Source organism: Bradyrhizobium sp. CCBAU 21365 (assembly GCF_015291305.1).
Taxonomy (GTDB): Bacteria; Pseudomonadota; Alphaproteobacteria; order Rhizobiales; family Xanthobacteraceae; genus Bradyrhizobium; species Bradyrhizobium elkanii.
The window spans coordinates 7,305,333-7,318,908 of sequence record NZ_CP030036.1 but is presented as its reverse complement, the minus strand read 5'-3'; the positions used below and the strand labels follow the sequence as shown (position 1 = coordinate 7,318,908).

Here is a 13,576-nt window from a genome sequence, read left to right as displayed (position 1 = left end):
TGTGTGTTCATACTCATGGGGGACGCTATGACGAAAACGACGACGGCAATTCTATTGTCATTAGCTGCTGCGCTCGCGTTAGCAGCGAATACGCAAAAGAGCTTGGCGACTGAGCCGGGGAATTTCGGAAACTTTCTGGCCGGCAGCACGATGGGTGCGACGGTCGCGACCGCGCCGCCTCCTGGCGTGTATTTTACAAATACCTTCACTTACATTCCCATGGCATCAGGAAATGGTAACTCCAGCTGCGGGGACGGATGCAAGTCGCGCTACAATGCCGCCATTGACTCAGTCAATTTGACTTGGGGAACGGGTTTGCAGTTCCTAGGCGGAGATTACTTTCCAACTATTCAGCAGACTGGTTATCAAGCGTCGGCCACCTCGCTTCCTTATCCGGCCGGTGGAGGTCCGGGACTTTCCCCGGTCTACGGCAACATTCTCGATTTCGAGATCGGAAATACCTACATTAATCCGCTCAACTTCTCATGGAAGTTTGGTGGCGCATACTATTTTGCTGCGGGATTGGGAGTCGTTGTCCCGTCCGGAACCACTTTTGCCGGTTCATTGGTGCCTGACTATTGGACAATCAGGCCGCACTGGGCGTTCAGTTACCTCGGCGACGGATGGAATTTAACCGCCAGCTTTGTCTACGACATCAATACAGCCTCACGCGGGAATACTGGCCTGTACCAAATCATCGCCCGAAATCCGGCCACGTTGCCGGCTACGTCGCTCTTCCTGACAGGATCAGCCAATCCTGGCCGCGGATATACAACGGGCAATTACCTTTACCTCGATTGGACTGCCACGAAGAAGTTTGACAAATGGGAAGTTGGTCCAGTTGGCTTCTTCAAATTTCAAACAACAGATGACGCGCCGGGGGGGATCAATCCAGCGACGTCCGCGGCGTGGACGTGCCAGGAGCTGAGAAACGCCAAGCTGCCCACATGTGGGAAGGACGTCAATATCGGAGTGGGATTGCTCGTAGGATACAACTTCGGGCCCATTGATATGAAATTAATCTATGCGAACGGCTTTTATTCCAGAGACGCGATCAACGCTCCGACCGGGTCGACGATCTTCCTAAAGACATCGTTCAGAATTTGGGCGCCCGACGAGCCGACGAACAAGCAGCGCTTCGTAAAAGACTAAACCGGCGGCGCATGGGCAACGCAGTTACTTCTGCGTCGCCCATGGTGGCGCTGGTTGGTGATGGCTCCGTTCGAACTCCGTTACAGGTTGCCGCTTTTTGCTGTTCTGCATCTCTTGGCAGTTGGTCCGGGTGCGCATTCGTCGAAATGATAGGCGTACCGGATTGGTCGCATCGCATATCAACTCGAGGAGAATTCAATGTCGGTCGATGGTCGCCGCTTCATTCAAACAGCGTCGCATTGGGGAGTTTACAACGTCGAGGCCGATCCTAAGGGAGAGTTGTTTAGCGTTACACCGTTCGATGGTGATCCATATCCGGCTACGTATCTTCAATGTCTCCCAGAACTCGTTCGCAGTCCTCTGCGCATTGACCAACCCTATGTGAGACTGGGCTATCTCCGCGGCGGTGAGAAAGGAGCCCGGAAGAGGGGAGGCGATTCATTTGTTCCGGTTTCGTGGGACCGTGCGCTCGCGATGGTTGCTGGAGAATTGGGGAGAGTAAAGGCCGATTTCGGATGTGAAGCCATATATGGTGGTTCTTATGGATGGGCGAGTGCCGGCCGGCTTCACCATGGGCCCAGTGTATTGAAGCGTCTCCTGGGGTTGCATGGCGGCTACGTAGACAAACGCGGTAATCATAGCTTTGGCGCGGCACTTGGAGTTATGCCGTACATCCTTGGAAGGTCGGATATTACCGAGCTTTGTTTATCTTGGGAGGAGATTGTCTCGTCGACTGAATTGGTGGTGCTGTTTGGAGGAGCGTCTGCAAAAAATGCGCAGATTGATGCGGGGGGCGCCGTCGTACATGAAGGTGTATCAGGATATGCGCGGGCATCCAGTACGGGCGTCCGATTTGTCAACGTCAGCCCGTCGCGAGCCGATTCACCTGAGGAGGCGTACGCGGACTGGATGCCAATTCGTCCAAATACCGACGTAGCGCTAATGCTGGGGCTAGCCTACGCATTAGTTTGCCGCGATATTCATAATCGAGAGTTTCTATCACGTTATTGCGAAGGCTACGAAAAGTTTGAAGCGTACTTGTTGGGAGAGACAGACGGCGTACCGAAGTCTGCGATGTGGGCCGCGGCAATCACAGGTGTCTCAGCCGAAGCCATCGAGCAGCTTGCGCACAGAATGCTGTCGCATCGAACGTTAATAGCTGCGAGTTGGTCGATTCAGCGAGCTGATCATGGCGAGCAACCGGTGTGGATGGCCGTCACGCTCGCAGCGATCCTTGGCCAAATTGGCCTTCCCGGTGGTGGATTTAGTCTGGGACTCGGAGCTGTTAACGGCCTCACCGCCCCCAGGGTCGAGGGAATGCCTCGTCCAACACTTCCCCTCGGTCAGAACCCTATCAGAAAATTCGTGCCGGTCGGTAGGGTCGGTGACATGTTGCTAAACCCGGGTAAGAAGATCGAATGTTTTGGAGAGCAGATCACGTTCCCGGACATCAAGCTTCTGTATTCGATCGGAGGGAATCCGTTTCATCACAACTCGGATCTGAACAAATTTCTTCAAGGATGGCAGCGTCTCGAAACCGTCGTTGTTCACGAACCGTGGTGGAATCCAGTGGCAAAGCACGCCGATATTGTCTTGCCAGCTACAACGACCATGGAGCGAAATGACATTTTGGCCAACGAACATCAACGGTACTGGATCGCTATGCATAAGGTGGTCGAACCGGTGGGTGGCGCGAGAAACGATTTTGACATCCTAGCGGATGTCGCACAACAATTGGGATTGCTTCGTGAATACACGGAAGGGCGAGACGAGCTAGGCTGGCTTCGTCACATGTATGAAATCGCTCAAAAGAAAGCCCGGGATCGTGGGTTTAGTCCGCCAGAATTCGACCAATTTTGGTCCGTTGGACGGTACGAGTTTCCTGCACCGGCCGTTGCGCCGAGCGTCTTGAGGGAATTTCGGGCGGACCCAGTGCGGAATCGTTTGGCGACAGCATCCGGAAAGATTGAGATATTTTCAGCGACGATCGCTGGATACGGCTACGACGATTGTCCTCCACACCCTATGTGGCTTGAGCCTGCAGAGTGGTTGGGCAGCAGGACGGCAAAGCGGTTTCCGCTTCATCTACTTTCTAATCAACCTGCCACGCGTCTTCATAGCCAACTCGATCCTGGTGCGGTCAGTCGCGCAAGCAAGATCAAAGATCGAGAACCGATAGTAATTCATCCAGCAGATGCCGCGGTACGCGACATTGAGGCTGGAGACATTGTTAAAGTCTTCAACGATAGAGGCGAATTTCTAGCGGCGGCGGCAGTTTCAGATCATCTAGTGCCGGGGGTTGTTCAAATCGCAACGGGCGCCTGGTATGATCCTGAGGAAGGCGGAAAGCCCGGCACGCTCGAGAAGCACGGAAATCCCAATGTTGTGACGATGGAAGTCGGAACGTCAAAGCTGTCGCAGGGATCGGTCGCGCAAACAGCTCTCGTCAATATCGTTAAGTATGATCGCGCGCCTCCAGTAACCGCATTCGAGCGACCGCAAATTGTGAGTAGTTAGCTTCCCAATGAAGGGCAAGATGGCTCGTGTTCTTCACCCGGCTCGTCGGTTCGCTTGGTGGCAATAGTCAAGAGTGTGAAAGAAAATGAAGATTGCCGTTGCGAAGGAAATCGATCCGTCCGAGCCGCGCGTTGCGGTCTCGCCCGACACCATCAAGAAGTTCAAGGCGCTGGGCGCTGAGGTGGTGGTGGAGCCGGGTGCGGGCATCAAGTCGGGACTGCCCGATTCGGAGTTCACCGCGGCGGGCGCCAGCGTCAGCGCCGACGCGCTCAAGGACGCCGAAATCGTCATCAAGGTGAAGCGGCCCGAGGCGTCCGAGCTCGCCAAGTACAAGCGTGGCGCGCTGGTCATCGCGATCATGGATCCCTACGGCAATGACGCGGCGCTGAAGGCGATGGCCGATGCCGGCGTCTCCGCCTTCGCGATGGAGCTGATGCCGCGCATCACCCGCGCCCAGGTGATGGACGTATTGTCTTCGCAGGCCAATCTGGCCGGCTACCGCGCGGTGATCGAGGGCGCCGAAGCGTTCGGCCGCGCCTTCCCGATGATGATGACCGCGGCCGGCACCGTTCCTGCCGCAAAGGTGTTCGTGATGGGCGTCGGCGTCGCCGGTTTGCAGGCGATCGCGACCGCGCGCCGCCTCGGCGCGGTCGTCACCGCGACCGACGTGCGGCCCGCGACCAAGGAGCAGGTCGAATCGCTCGGCGCAAAATTCCTCGCCGTCGAGGACGAGGAGTTCAAGAACGCGCAGACCGCCGGCGGTTACGCCAAGGAGATGTCCAAGGAGTACCAGGCCAAGCAGGCCGCGCTGACCGCCGAGCACATCAAGAAGCAGGACATCGTGATTACCACCGCGCTGATCCCCGGACGTCCGGCGCCGAAGCTCGTCAGCGCCGAAATGGTGAAATCGATGAAGCCGGGCTCGGTGCTGGTCGATCTCGCGGTCGAGCGCGGCGGCAATGTCGAGGGCGCCAGGCCCGGCGAGGTTGTCGACGCCGACGGCATCAAGATCGTCGGCTACACCAACGTCGCCGGCCGCGTCGCGGCTTCGGCCTCGAGCCTGTATGCGCGCAATCTGTTCTCGTTCATCGAGACCATGGTCGACAAGGCCAACAAGGCTCTCGCGGTCAATTGGGACGACGAATTGGTGAAGGCCACCGCGCTGACCAAGGACGGCGCCGTCATCCATCCCAACTTCCAGCCGAAATAAGGAGAGAAAGCCATGGACCATCTCGCGCAGGCCGTTGATCCGTTCGTGTTCCGGCTGTCGATTTTCGTTCTCGCCGTGTTCGTCGGCTATTTCGTGGTGTGGTCGGTGACGCCGGCGCTGCACACCCCGCTGATGAGCGTGACCAACGCGATCTCGTCGGTGATCGTGGTCGGCGCGCTGCTCGCGGTCGGCGTCGGCATGGTGTCGAGCGGTTCGGGCTGGGCCCGCGGCTTCGGCTTCGTCGCGCTGATCTTCGCCTGCGTGAACATCTTCGGCGGCTTCCTGGTCACCCAGCGCATGCTGGCGATGTACAAGAAGAAAGCCAAGTAACGGCAACCACCTCGGGGTGAGTTTAGAATTTGGGGGGACCTGAGATGAGCGCCAATCTCTCTGCACTGTTGTACCTCGTGGCGGGGGTGCTGTTCATCCTGTCGCTGCGCGGCCTGTCGAGCCCGGCGTCGTCGCGCCAGGGCAATATGTTCGGCATGATCGGCATGGCGATCGCCGTCGCCACCACGCTGGCGAGCCATCCGCCGGCCGACGGCGTAGCCTGGCTGCTGGTGATTGTCGCGGTCGCGATCGGCGGCGGCATCGGCGCCGTGATCGCGCGCCGGGTGCCGATGACCTCGATGCCGGAGCTGGTCGCCGCGTTCCACTCGCTGGTCGGCATGGCCGCGGTGCTGGTCGCCGCCGGCGCGTTCTACGCGCCCGAGGCGTTCGACATCGGCACGCCCGGCAACATCCATCCGCAGAGCCTGGTCGAGATGTCGCTCGGCGTCGCGATCGGCGCGCTGACCTTCACCGGCTCGGTGATCGCGTTCCTGAAGCTCTCCGCACGGATGAGCGGCGCGCCGATCATCCTGCCGTTCCGTCACGCCATTAACATCGTGCTCGCCGTCCTGCTGGTCGTGTTCATCGTCGGCCTGGTCATGTCCGGCAGCGCGTTCGACTTCTGGATGATCACGATCCTGGCGCTGGCGCTCGGCGTGCTAATGATCATCCCGATCGGCGGCGCCGACATGCCGGTCGTGATCTCGATGCTGAACTCGTATTCCGGCTGGGCCGCGGCCGGCATCGGCTTCACGCTCGGCAACTCGGCGCTGATCATCACCGGCGCGCTGGTCGGCTCGTCGGGTGCGATCCTGTCCTACATCATGTGCCACGCGATGAACCGCTCGTTCATCTCGGTGATCCTCGGCGGCTTCGGCGGCGAGACCGCGGCGGCCGGCGGCGGCTCGGGCGAGCAGAAGCCCGCCAAGCTCGGCTCGGCTGATGATGCGGCCTTCATCATGAAGAACGCCTCCAAGGTCATCATCGTGCCCGGCTACGGCATGGCGGTGGCGCAGGCCCAGCACGCGCTGCGCGAGATGGCCGACATGCTGAAGAAGGAAGGCGTCGAGGTGAAATACGCCATTCACCCGGTGGCGGGCCGCATGCCCGGCCACATGAACGTGCTGCTCGCCGAAGCCAACGTGCCCTATGACGAGGTGTTCGAGCTCGAGGACATCAACTCGGAGTTCGCGCAGGCCGACATCGCCTTCGTGATCGGCGCCAACGACGTCACCAACCCGGCCGCCGAAGAGGACAAGACCTCGCCGATCTACGGCATGCCGGTGCTGCAGGTCTGGAAGGCCGGTACCGTGATGTTCATCAAGCGCTCGCTGGCCTCGGGCTATGCCGGCATCGACAATCCGCTGTTCTACCGCGACAACACCATGATGTTGCTCGGCGACGCCAAGAAGGTCACCGAGAACATCGTCAAGGCGATGTGATAGAAGTGAATCGAAGTCGTTTGCTTCTTCGATTTTATCCATGAAGAGCACGCCGCTTGCATACCGTTGGGCAGATGATACGAGTCCGCCGCCGCTTTAGTCACTGCGTTTTCGGCGCAATTCAATCTGGTTTGACGTCCGCAATTGCCTCAGCAATCGCTAGCGTACCTCTCCTCTGGCGATTGTTTCGGGCGCGTTTGGGCCGCAGGGATTGGCTAGGGAAGTACCCGATGCAGCCTGACCGCCCACCGGGCTTGCTGCGCTGACATTCACAAGCGCACCCGCCTTTGTCTGGGATGGTCGATCTATCGGTCATCATCGACGCCCATGATGAACGCATCCGGGCAATGCCCGCCAACTTCGCGGAATCAACTTTTGCTTTATTGCCGGTTGGAGGGCGGTGACCAGGTTCGTTGAGGCAGGCAGAATGATTGAGGATGAAAGGTAGCCGGCTTGCTCCATCGAAGCTATCGAAGACTTCGCGATTGGACCGCGACCACAGCCGGGAGACCATGCGGGTGGCAGGGAAGCCGGGCTGTTGCCACTTTTTGCGCTAGGCAAGAATCGTCCGGAAATTTAATGGCGCGAAGTTCAGCTGGGTCGCACGCGCTTCGGTGAAGGTGACGGTCTAAGTATCTAGCTTAACAGCCGTTTTCAGCCAGGATCGGAAATCGCAACGCGGGTTGACCGCTTGGACATCAGCAAAAATCTCGAGCTGGCAGAAAAAAATCCCTGAGTGAGAGTGAGGCCGGTCCGAGGACTGAATATCGCTGAGGAATTACCCACCCCCACCCCTCGTCGGCCATCAAAGTGTGAGGTGGGCTTTTTGTATTTAATTCCACGGTTCTGCGCGCGAACCAGGTCAGCCGGTCGGCCGACATCAAATACTAGAGTTCTGACCGCCCCCCACTCCGACGGCGCGGCAAACCTGTAGATCCGGCGGATGGTGCGTCGGAGTGTGGAAGCAATCCTGTCGAATAACTCAAGCCGGCCGCTTGGCCACCTCCGCGCCATAGCGCGCTCGGGCATCTTCGACGGCTTGCGCCTGTGCCGCCGCGAGGCTTTCGCGGACCTCCTTGGCGCGGCGAGCAGCATCAATCGTCGCCTGCGCGTGCCCCTGGAACTGCGGCATGACCTCGCGTGCGATAAGTTCGTAGCTGCGCATTGTTGCTGAAGGATTGGCCCAGTTGTGCGCCAAGAGGAGATAGGCGCCAAAGCCGCCGTTTGATTGTTGCCACAACCGCTCGATCTGGGCGGCGCACGCGTCCGGTGTCCCGATAGCACCAAGGCCAGAGCCGTTGATAAACTCGATCATTTCGGCAACCGAGTTGCCGACCACTGCCATTTGCGGGAATGCAGCGACCTGCTGGAAGTAGCGGAACCAATGCTCGATGCCGTATTCCACGTCGCGATATGCCTGCTCTTTGGTTTCCGCGATGTGACACAAGCCAACAAGTCGCCACTTGTTCCGGTCAGCGGTCTTGCCATGGGCCTTCGCCTCGGCGGTCAGTACATCCCAGTGCAGCGCCAGTGCATCAAAGCCGGCGGCGGTAGTGGCGCCCACCGACAGCATGCCTAGGCCATATCGGCCGGCAAGCTTGGCGCCAGTAGGAGACGCTACGGCAGCGACGGCAACGTCGAAGAGTGGGTTGGAGTAAGGCCGCAGGTGCAGCCGCGCCTCGCGCAGGTCCCAGCGATCGTTTTTGAATGTGACCGGTTCGTCGCTGGTCAAAAGCTTCGTGATGATGGCAACGCCATCTTCGAGCAGCCCACGTGTCTGACTCTGTTGTAGCCCAATCATGACGCCGTCGGTCGGAAGCGAGCCAGGGCCGAGGCCGAGCATCGCACGCCCGCGCGTCAAATGGTCAAGGAGGACGATGCGCTCAGCGACCCACAGCGGGTTGTGATACGAAATGCTGGTCACGCCGGTGCCGAGTTTGATGTGACGCGTGCGCTCGGCCGCCGTCGCTATCATGATTTCTGGAGAGGCCGAAATCTCAGTGCCAGCGGAGTGATGCTCGCCGAGCCAGGCTTCATCATAGCCGCAGCGGTCCAGCCATTGAATAAGATCGAGATCGCTCTGCAATGCGAGCGTTGGGTTGATGCCGGGCTTATGGAAGGGCGCGAGAAAGATGCCGAAGCGCAGGCGCTGGCTCATTGACACATTCCTCCGTCTCTATGATTGGGCCTTCATTGGCCTTCTGATCCGAGTCAAGCTGCCGCTTGATCCGCCGTTCCCTGACAGGGGATTGGATCGACACGATAACCGTTCCCTGCAGCGTTGTCATCCGGGTCAAAACGGCGGTCGCAGGCTGTTCGCCAGACTGCGGACCAATCTGCCGCGGAAAGCCTCTGGGCCGCCTGTGCTGGATTGTCCGCCGATTGACGGCGACAGCGACGCTACACGCCGAGCGTATGTGTCTCGAACACAGTTTCCTGCGGCGGCCCTGCAAATCCCCTGCGATGATTGCTTCGAACGCGGCATGAGGATCTCTCGCGGAACCGTTCCAGCCGCCTTCGCGTCGCGCACCGCAAGACCAATCCAACCACCCAACGCCGGCCCAGCGGTGTGGAAGATCGGATTCGTCAACCTTCGCCAATGTTTAGACGCGATGCGAGCTTGACCTCCCCCAATGAAGATAGATCTTCTAGAGCAAGCTTCCACCGCATATTACTTGCAAAGCCTCTTCCTTTCTTAAATCTCTGTTCTTCGTGGGGCTCACCATTTTCACCGCTTTGGACCCTATCCGACCAGCTACGGGCAATCCGTAGGTTGCAGGTCGGTGAGCCGCAGGTCCCCGCTTAATCCACGTCACCCATTCGACGCATGTGATGCGGATAAGGTTCGTGAGATTCTTCTGTCCCCTTTGAGGTCGCTCAGTGATGTGAAGGAAGCCCAACCGGCGGGCTTCATGCATGGCTGTTTGCACAGTCGTTCGACATACTCCTGCGACGGCCGCGATCTTGTCGTAGGGCAAGTCACAAACGCCATGATGTTTGATCTCGCCGGCCACGATGGCGAGCACAGCGCGCTGTCCTTCAGTGAACATTGCCCTCATTGCAGGCGGCATGGATGACGAACTGCCCAGCGTGCGCCGCCGGTCACGTGAGGCCTGGCGATTGGATGAACGCGGCCGTTGCCGGGTCGCAAAACGCGAGGACACGCGCGCACGGAGTTCGCCGATGGGCGATTTCGCAACGATCCCGCGGTCTGGTTTCCGCTTCTGAATGGCCTCAGCGAGAAACTGGGCTTCATCACCGGTGAACGTTCCAGCGGGCCAGTGGCGGCGCCAGAGGGCATCCAAAAGCGCATTCAGTTCCTCAGGCGAGGTAGCGGCATTGATGAATGTGTAAAATGCCGCCGCTGCAGTGGAGAGGGCGCTCATTGGGCCGCCCCGGAGGCCGCTTGGCTAACAGCGGACCAAGCGTCGCGGCGCCTAGCGAAGCGCCCCAGTGGCCGGTTCAGCGCATCGTGGGCAGCGTACAGGGTCACCGAGACGCGCTCGTACCCGCCCAACCGCTGACGGCCTAAGTAAACAGAATGCCGTAGCGGTTCGAATTTTAATTTGGGGGTGACCTCAGAAACGCTTTGAGTTTCAATGCTCGAGGAAGTTCCCAAATTATCGGCTAAGTGTTTGTGTTTGCTAAGTTCGCGCCGTCCCCTAGGGAGCGCCAAGTCTGGCGCCATAGCACCACATTGTACGATACGGCTGCGCAGCCGCAGCGCTATCTCGGGCGATGACTGACTGATTGCGTCGGCAGCATCAGCCGAGCTTTCCGCTTTGCGTAGTTCCGCGCGCGCCGGGGCTTCGCCCACATGCGTCCCTCGCCGTGGGGGCAATCCCGGCCCGAATCAAGCGGCGGATGCCCGTCATTTCCGCTATGATCAGGCGCATGACAATCCGGATTGCCGGACCCCAACGCAAGGCACCACGGCTATGCGGCGTGGTCGGGCTGATCGTTGCGGCTGTCGTCATGACGATTTGCCTGATCCTGCTCGCGCTCGCGAGCGATTTCCTGGTCGACTGGCTATGGTTTTCGTCGGTCGGCTATCTGCAGGTGTTCTGGATAACGATCGGCGCCAAAGCCGCCGTCTTTGTCGCGACCTGGACAGCAACTGCTCTCGTACTTTGGGTGAACGGGTGGCTCGCGCTGCGTGTCGCCGGCAAGCAGTCGACACAGCTTGCGGCGGCTGCGGTGTGGCCGGCCGCGGGCAGCGCGCCGCCGGATCCGCTTGCACAGTGGCGCGATCGCTTGCCGTGGCGCTCGATGATCGCGGGCGGGGCTGTCCTGCTCGCCTTTCTCGTCGCAGCGGCCGAAGCGGGCAACTGGGACACCTTCCTGCGGTTTCTCTATCAGGTGCCATATGGCGCTGACGATCCGCTCTACGGCAAGGATATCGGCTTCTATCTGTTCTCGTTGCCCGCCTATATCCTGATCAAGAACTGGATGATGCTCACGCTCGCTCTGAGTGCGCTTGTCGCCGGAGCGATCTACTGGGCTCACGGCGATATCGAATACGACCCTCACCACCATTCAATGTCGCCGACCGTGATTGGCCACGGCTCGGCGCTGCTCGGTCTCTTCTTCGCGGTGAAGGCCTGGTCCTATGGTCTCGATCGCTATCTGCTGCTCTACGGCGACAACGGCGTGGTCGTCGGCGCAAGTTACACCGATGTCCATGTGGGGCTGCCGGCCCTGTGGCTGATGATCGGACTTTCGACCGTCGCGGCTCTCACCGCATGGGCGAACTTGCGGACTCGCAGCTACCGGCTTCCTGTCGCCGCGTTCCTGCTCGTCGTCATCGGCACCTGGGTGCTGTCCGGCTTGGCTCCCGTTCTGGTCCGGCAATTCTTCGTCAAACCAAGCGAGCTGGATCTGGAGAAGCCCTACATCGAGCGCAACATTGCGCTCACCCGGCAGGCCTACAATCTGGACAAGATTGCAGCCAGGCCGTTTGCCGCCGAACAGAAGCTTACCTCCAAGACGCTCGACGCCAACAAGGCGACAATCGATAATATCAGGCTGTGGGACTGGCTGCCCCTGTCGGACACCTACGCGCAGCTGCAGGAGATCCGCACCTACTACAAATTCCATGATCTTGACGTCGATCGCTACTGGCTCGACGGCTCCTATCAAAGCGTGATGCTCTCGGCACGCGAGCTGCGGCCCTCCCTGCTGCCGCCGAACGCCCAGACATGGGTCAACCGCCACGTGCTGTTTACTCATGGCAATGGCGCGGTGATGAGCCCGGTCACGCGCAAGAGCACTGAAGGACTGCCGCTGCTCTATTTGCGGGACATCCCTCCCGTCGCGGATGGAGGCCCCAAGATCCACGAGCCGCGCATCTACTACAGCGAACAGAGCGACAACTACGTCATCGTCAAGGGGAGCACACCTGAGTTCGACTATCCGAAGGGAAAAGACAATGTCTACGCGGCTTATGACGGCACGGGTGGCATTCCGATCGGAGCGGCGGTGTGGAGAGGCCTGTTTGCCTACTATTTCAATGACCCGAACCTGCTGCTCTCAAGCTACATCACCACCGACAGTCGGATCATGATCCGACGCAATATCGGGGAAAGGGTCCAAACGATCGCCCCGTTCCTCAGGCTCGATCACGATCCTTATCTGGTCATCAGCAATGGGCGGATGTTCTGGATGCAGGACGGCTACACGGTCAGTTCCTATTTCCCCGCTTCCCAGCCAGCGCAAGATTTCGATCTCAACTACATTCGCAATTCAGTGAAGATCATCATCGATGCCTATCATGGGACCGTCGATTTTTACCTCATGGACACCGGCGACCCGGTCGCGGCGACCTATCAGCGTATCTTTCCGGGCTTGTTCAAGCCGTTCGAGGCGATGCCTGCGGACTTGCAGAAGCACATTCGATATCCCGAGGACCTGTTCCTGATCCAGGCGCGGCTCTATCAGACCTACCATATGGAAGCCGCGGACGTTTTCTATAACCGCGAGGATCTGTGGCAATTCCCGCGCCAGCCAGGCGGCGGCGGCATTGCAACGATGGCGCCGTACTACATCGTCATGCGGCTGCCCGGAGAGCCGCAGGCCGAGTTCTTCCTCATGCTTCCCATGGTGCCCAGCCGCCGCGACAACATGATCGCGTGGCTCGCCGCGCGCTGTGACGCGCCCGACTACGGCAAGCTGATCGTCTACGAATTTCCCAAGGAGAAGCTCGTCTACGGGCCGTTCCAGATCGAGGCGCGGATCAACCAGAGTACCGAGATATCGCAACAAATCACGCTATGGAATCAGATGGGTTCGCGGGTGATACGCGGCGCGAACTTGCTTGTGATCCCGATCGAGAACTCGATCCTGTATGTATCGCCGCTCTATTTGCGCGCGGAGCACGGACACCTGCCGGAACTAAAGCGTGTGATCGCAGCCTATGGTGAACATGTGGTGATGAAGGAGACGCTCGGCGAGGCCTTGTCCGCGTTGTTCATCGAGCCTGGCGGGGCGCGGCCGGTCTCGAGCACAAATGGGGAAACGCCTGTCGCAGGCCCGTCGACAGGTCAGGCAAGGGAGGCGCTCGATCGCTACAATCAGGCCGTTGAACGATTGCGCTCCGGCGATTGGAAAGGCTTTGGCACGCAGTTCGACGCAATGCGCGAGCTCCTGGAGGAAATGAACCGACGTCCGGTCGGCCATTAGTGCCCAACCCCGTCAGAACGCGGCGCCAGGTCGCCGAAGCGCACAAGAAGGTCTTTCGCAAGCGCCTGCGCGAGCTCGCAGCTAGCATGGGCGCGCGCCACCCGGCCGTGCTCGGCGACGCCCTGCTGTTGCTGATCGAAGGCATCTACGTCACCGGCCAGCAGTCGGAAGAGGGGCCGGCGCAGTCGGCGTTCACGGTGGCCAAGCTGTTGATCGATGCGATCCTGAAGGCGTGAGGTGGATGAAG

The 13,576-nt window shown here is 59.6% G+C and carries 9 protein-coding genes; 7 read left to right on the top strand and 2 right to left on the bottom strand.

The features are described from left to right. Window positions 1–27: 27 nt before the first annotated feature. From XI02_RS34355 to XI02_RS34335, 5 genes are all read left to right on the top strand, one after another. The gene (locus tag XI02_RS34355; protein ID WP_172647168.1) at window positions 28–1,152 is read left to right on the top strand and encodes a transporter; all 1,125 of its coding nucleotides are present in this window, start codon (window positions 28–30) and stop codon (window positions 1,150–1,152) included. Between the two features lie 198 nt (window positions 1,153–1,350). Continuing rightward, window positions 1,351–3,669: a molybdopterin-dependent oxidoreductase gene (locus tag XI02_RS34350; RefSeq protein WP_172647169.1), complete on the top strand. Its 2,319-nt coding sequence runs from the start codon at window positions 1,351–1,353 to the stop codon at window positions 3,667–3,669. A gap of 85 nt (window positions 3,670–3,754) precedes the next feature. Then, a complete protein-coding gene (locus XI02_RS34345; RefSeq protein ID WP_172647170.1) occupies window positions 3,755–4,879 on the top strand; it encodes a Re/Si-specific NAD(P)(+) transhydrogenase subunit alpha in 1,125 nt (374 codons plus the stop codon). A 12-nt stretch (window positions 4,880–4,891) separates the two neighbouring features. Then, the gene (locus tag XI02_RS34340) at window positions 4,892–5,209 is read left to right on the top strand and encodes a proton-translocating transhydrogenase family protein (protein WP_172647171.1); all 318 of its coding nucleotides are present in this window, start codon (window positions 4,892–4,894) and stop codon (window positions 5,207–5,209) included. Window positions 5,210–5,253: 44 nt separating this feature from the next. Further along, the gene (locus XI02_RS34335; protein ID WP_172647172.1) at window positions 5,254–6,651 is read left to right on the top strand and encodes an NAD(P)(+) transhydrogenase (Re/Si-specific) subunit beta; all 1,398 of its coding nucleotides are present in this window, start codon (window positions 5,254–5,256) and stop codon (window positions 6,649–6,651) included. A 982-nt stretch (window positions 6,652–7,633) separates the two neighbouring features. On the opposite strand, the gene XI02_RS34330 is transcribed toward XI02_RS34335, so the two are convergent. Both XI02_RS34330 and XI02_RS34325 read right to left on the bottom strand, forming a co-directional pair. Continuing rightward, window positions 7,634–8,809 carry an LLM class flavin-dependent oxidoreductase gene (locus XI02_RS34330; RefSeq protein ID WP_172647173.1) on the bottom strand — a complete coding sequence of 392 codons (1,176 nt, stop codon included), beginning with the start codon at window positions 8,807–8,809 and terminating at the stop codon, window positions 7,634–7,636. Window positions 8,810–9,299: 490 nt separating this feature from the next. Next, window positions 9,300–10,037, bottom strand: coding sequence for a hypothetical protein (locus XI02_RS34325; protein ID WP_172647174.1), 738 nt, complete (start codon window positions 10,035–10,037; stop codon window positions 9,300–9,302). Window positions 10,038–10,545: 508 nt separating this feature from the next. Between XI02_RS34325 and XI02_RS34320 the strand changes: the two genes are divergently transcribed. Both XI02_RS34320 and XI02_RS34315 read left to right on the top strand, forming a co-directional pair. Continuing rightward, window positions 10,546–13,329, top strand: coding sequence for a UPF0182 family protein (locus XI02_RS34320; RefSeq protein WP_172647175.1), 2,784 nt, complete (start codon window positions 10,546–10,548; stop codon window positions 13,327–13,329). Beyond that, a complete protein-coding gene (locus XI02_RS34315) occupies window positions 13,329–13,565 on the top strand; it encodes a hypothetical protein (protein ID WP_172645836.1) in 237 nt (78 codons plus the stop codon). The genes XI02_RS34320 and XI02_RS34315 overlap by 1 nt, the downstream gene beginning before the upstream one ends. The last annotated feature ends 11 nt before the right edge of the window (window positions 13,566–13,576 follow it).

Excerpts from the sequence above, each read along its gene's own strand:
- XI02_RS34330 (WP_172647173.1), bottom strand. The coding sequence starts at position 8,809 with ATGAGCCAGCGCCTGCGCTTCGGCATCTTTCTCGCGCCCTTCCATAAG.
- XI02_RS34345 (WP_172647170.1), top strand. The coding sequence starts at position 3,755 with ATGAAGATTGCCGTTGCGAAGGAAATCGATCCGTCCGAGCCGCGCGTT.
- XI02_RS34320 (WP_172647175.1), top strand. The coding sequence starts at position 10,546 with ATGACAATCCGGATTGCCGGACCCCAACGCAAGGCACCACGGCTATGC.
- XI02_RS34340 (WP_172647171.1), top strand. The coding sequence starts at position 4,892 with ATGGACCATCTCGCGCAGGCCGTTGATCCGTTCGTGTTCCGGCTGTCG.
- XI02_RS34350 (WP_172647169.1), top strand. The coding sequence starts at position 1,351 with ATGTCGGTCGATGGTCGCCGCTTCATTCAAACAGCGTCGCATTGGGGA.
- XI02_RS34325 (WP_172647174.1), bottom strand. The coding sequence starts at position 10,037 with ATGAGCGCCCTCTCCACTGCAGCGGCGGCATTTTACACATTCATCAAT.
- XI02_RS34355 (WP_172647168.1), top strand. The coding sequence starts at position 28 with ATGACGAAAACGACGACGGCAATTCTATTGTCATTAGCTGCTGCGCTC.
- XI02_RS34335 (WP_172647172.1), top strand. The coding sequence starts at position 5,254 with ATGAGCGCCAATCTCTCTGCACTGTTGTACCTCGTGGCGGGGGTGCTG.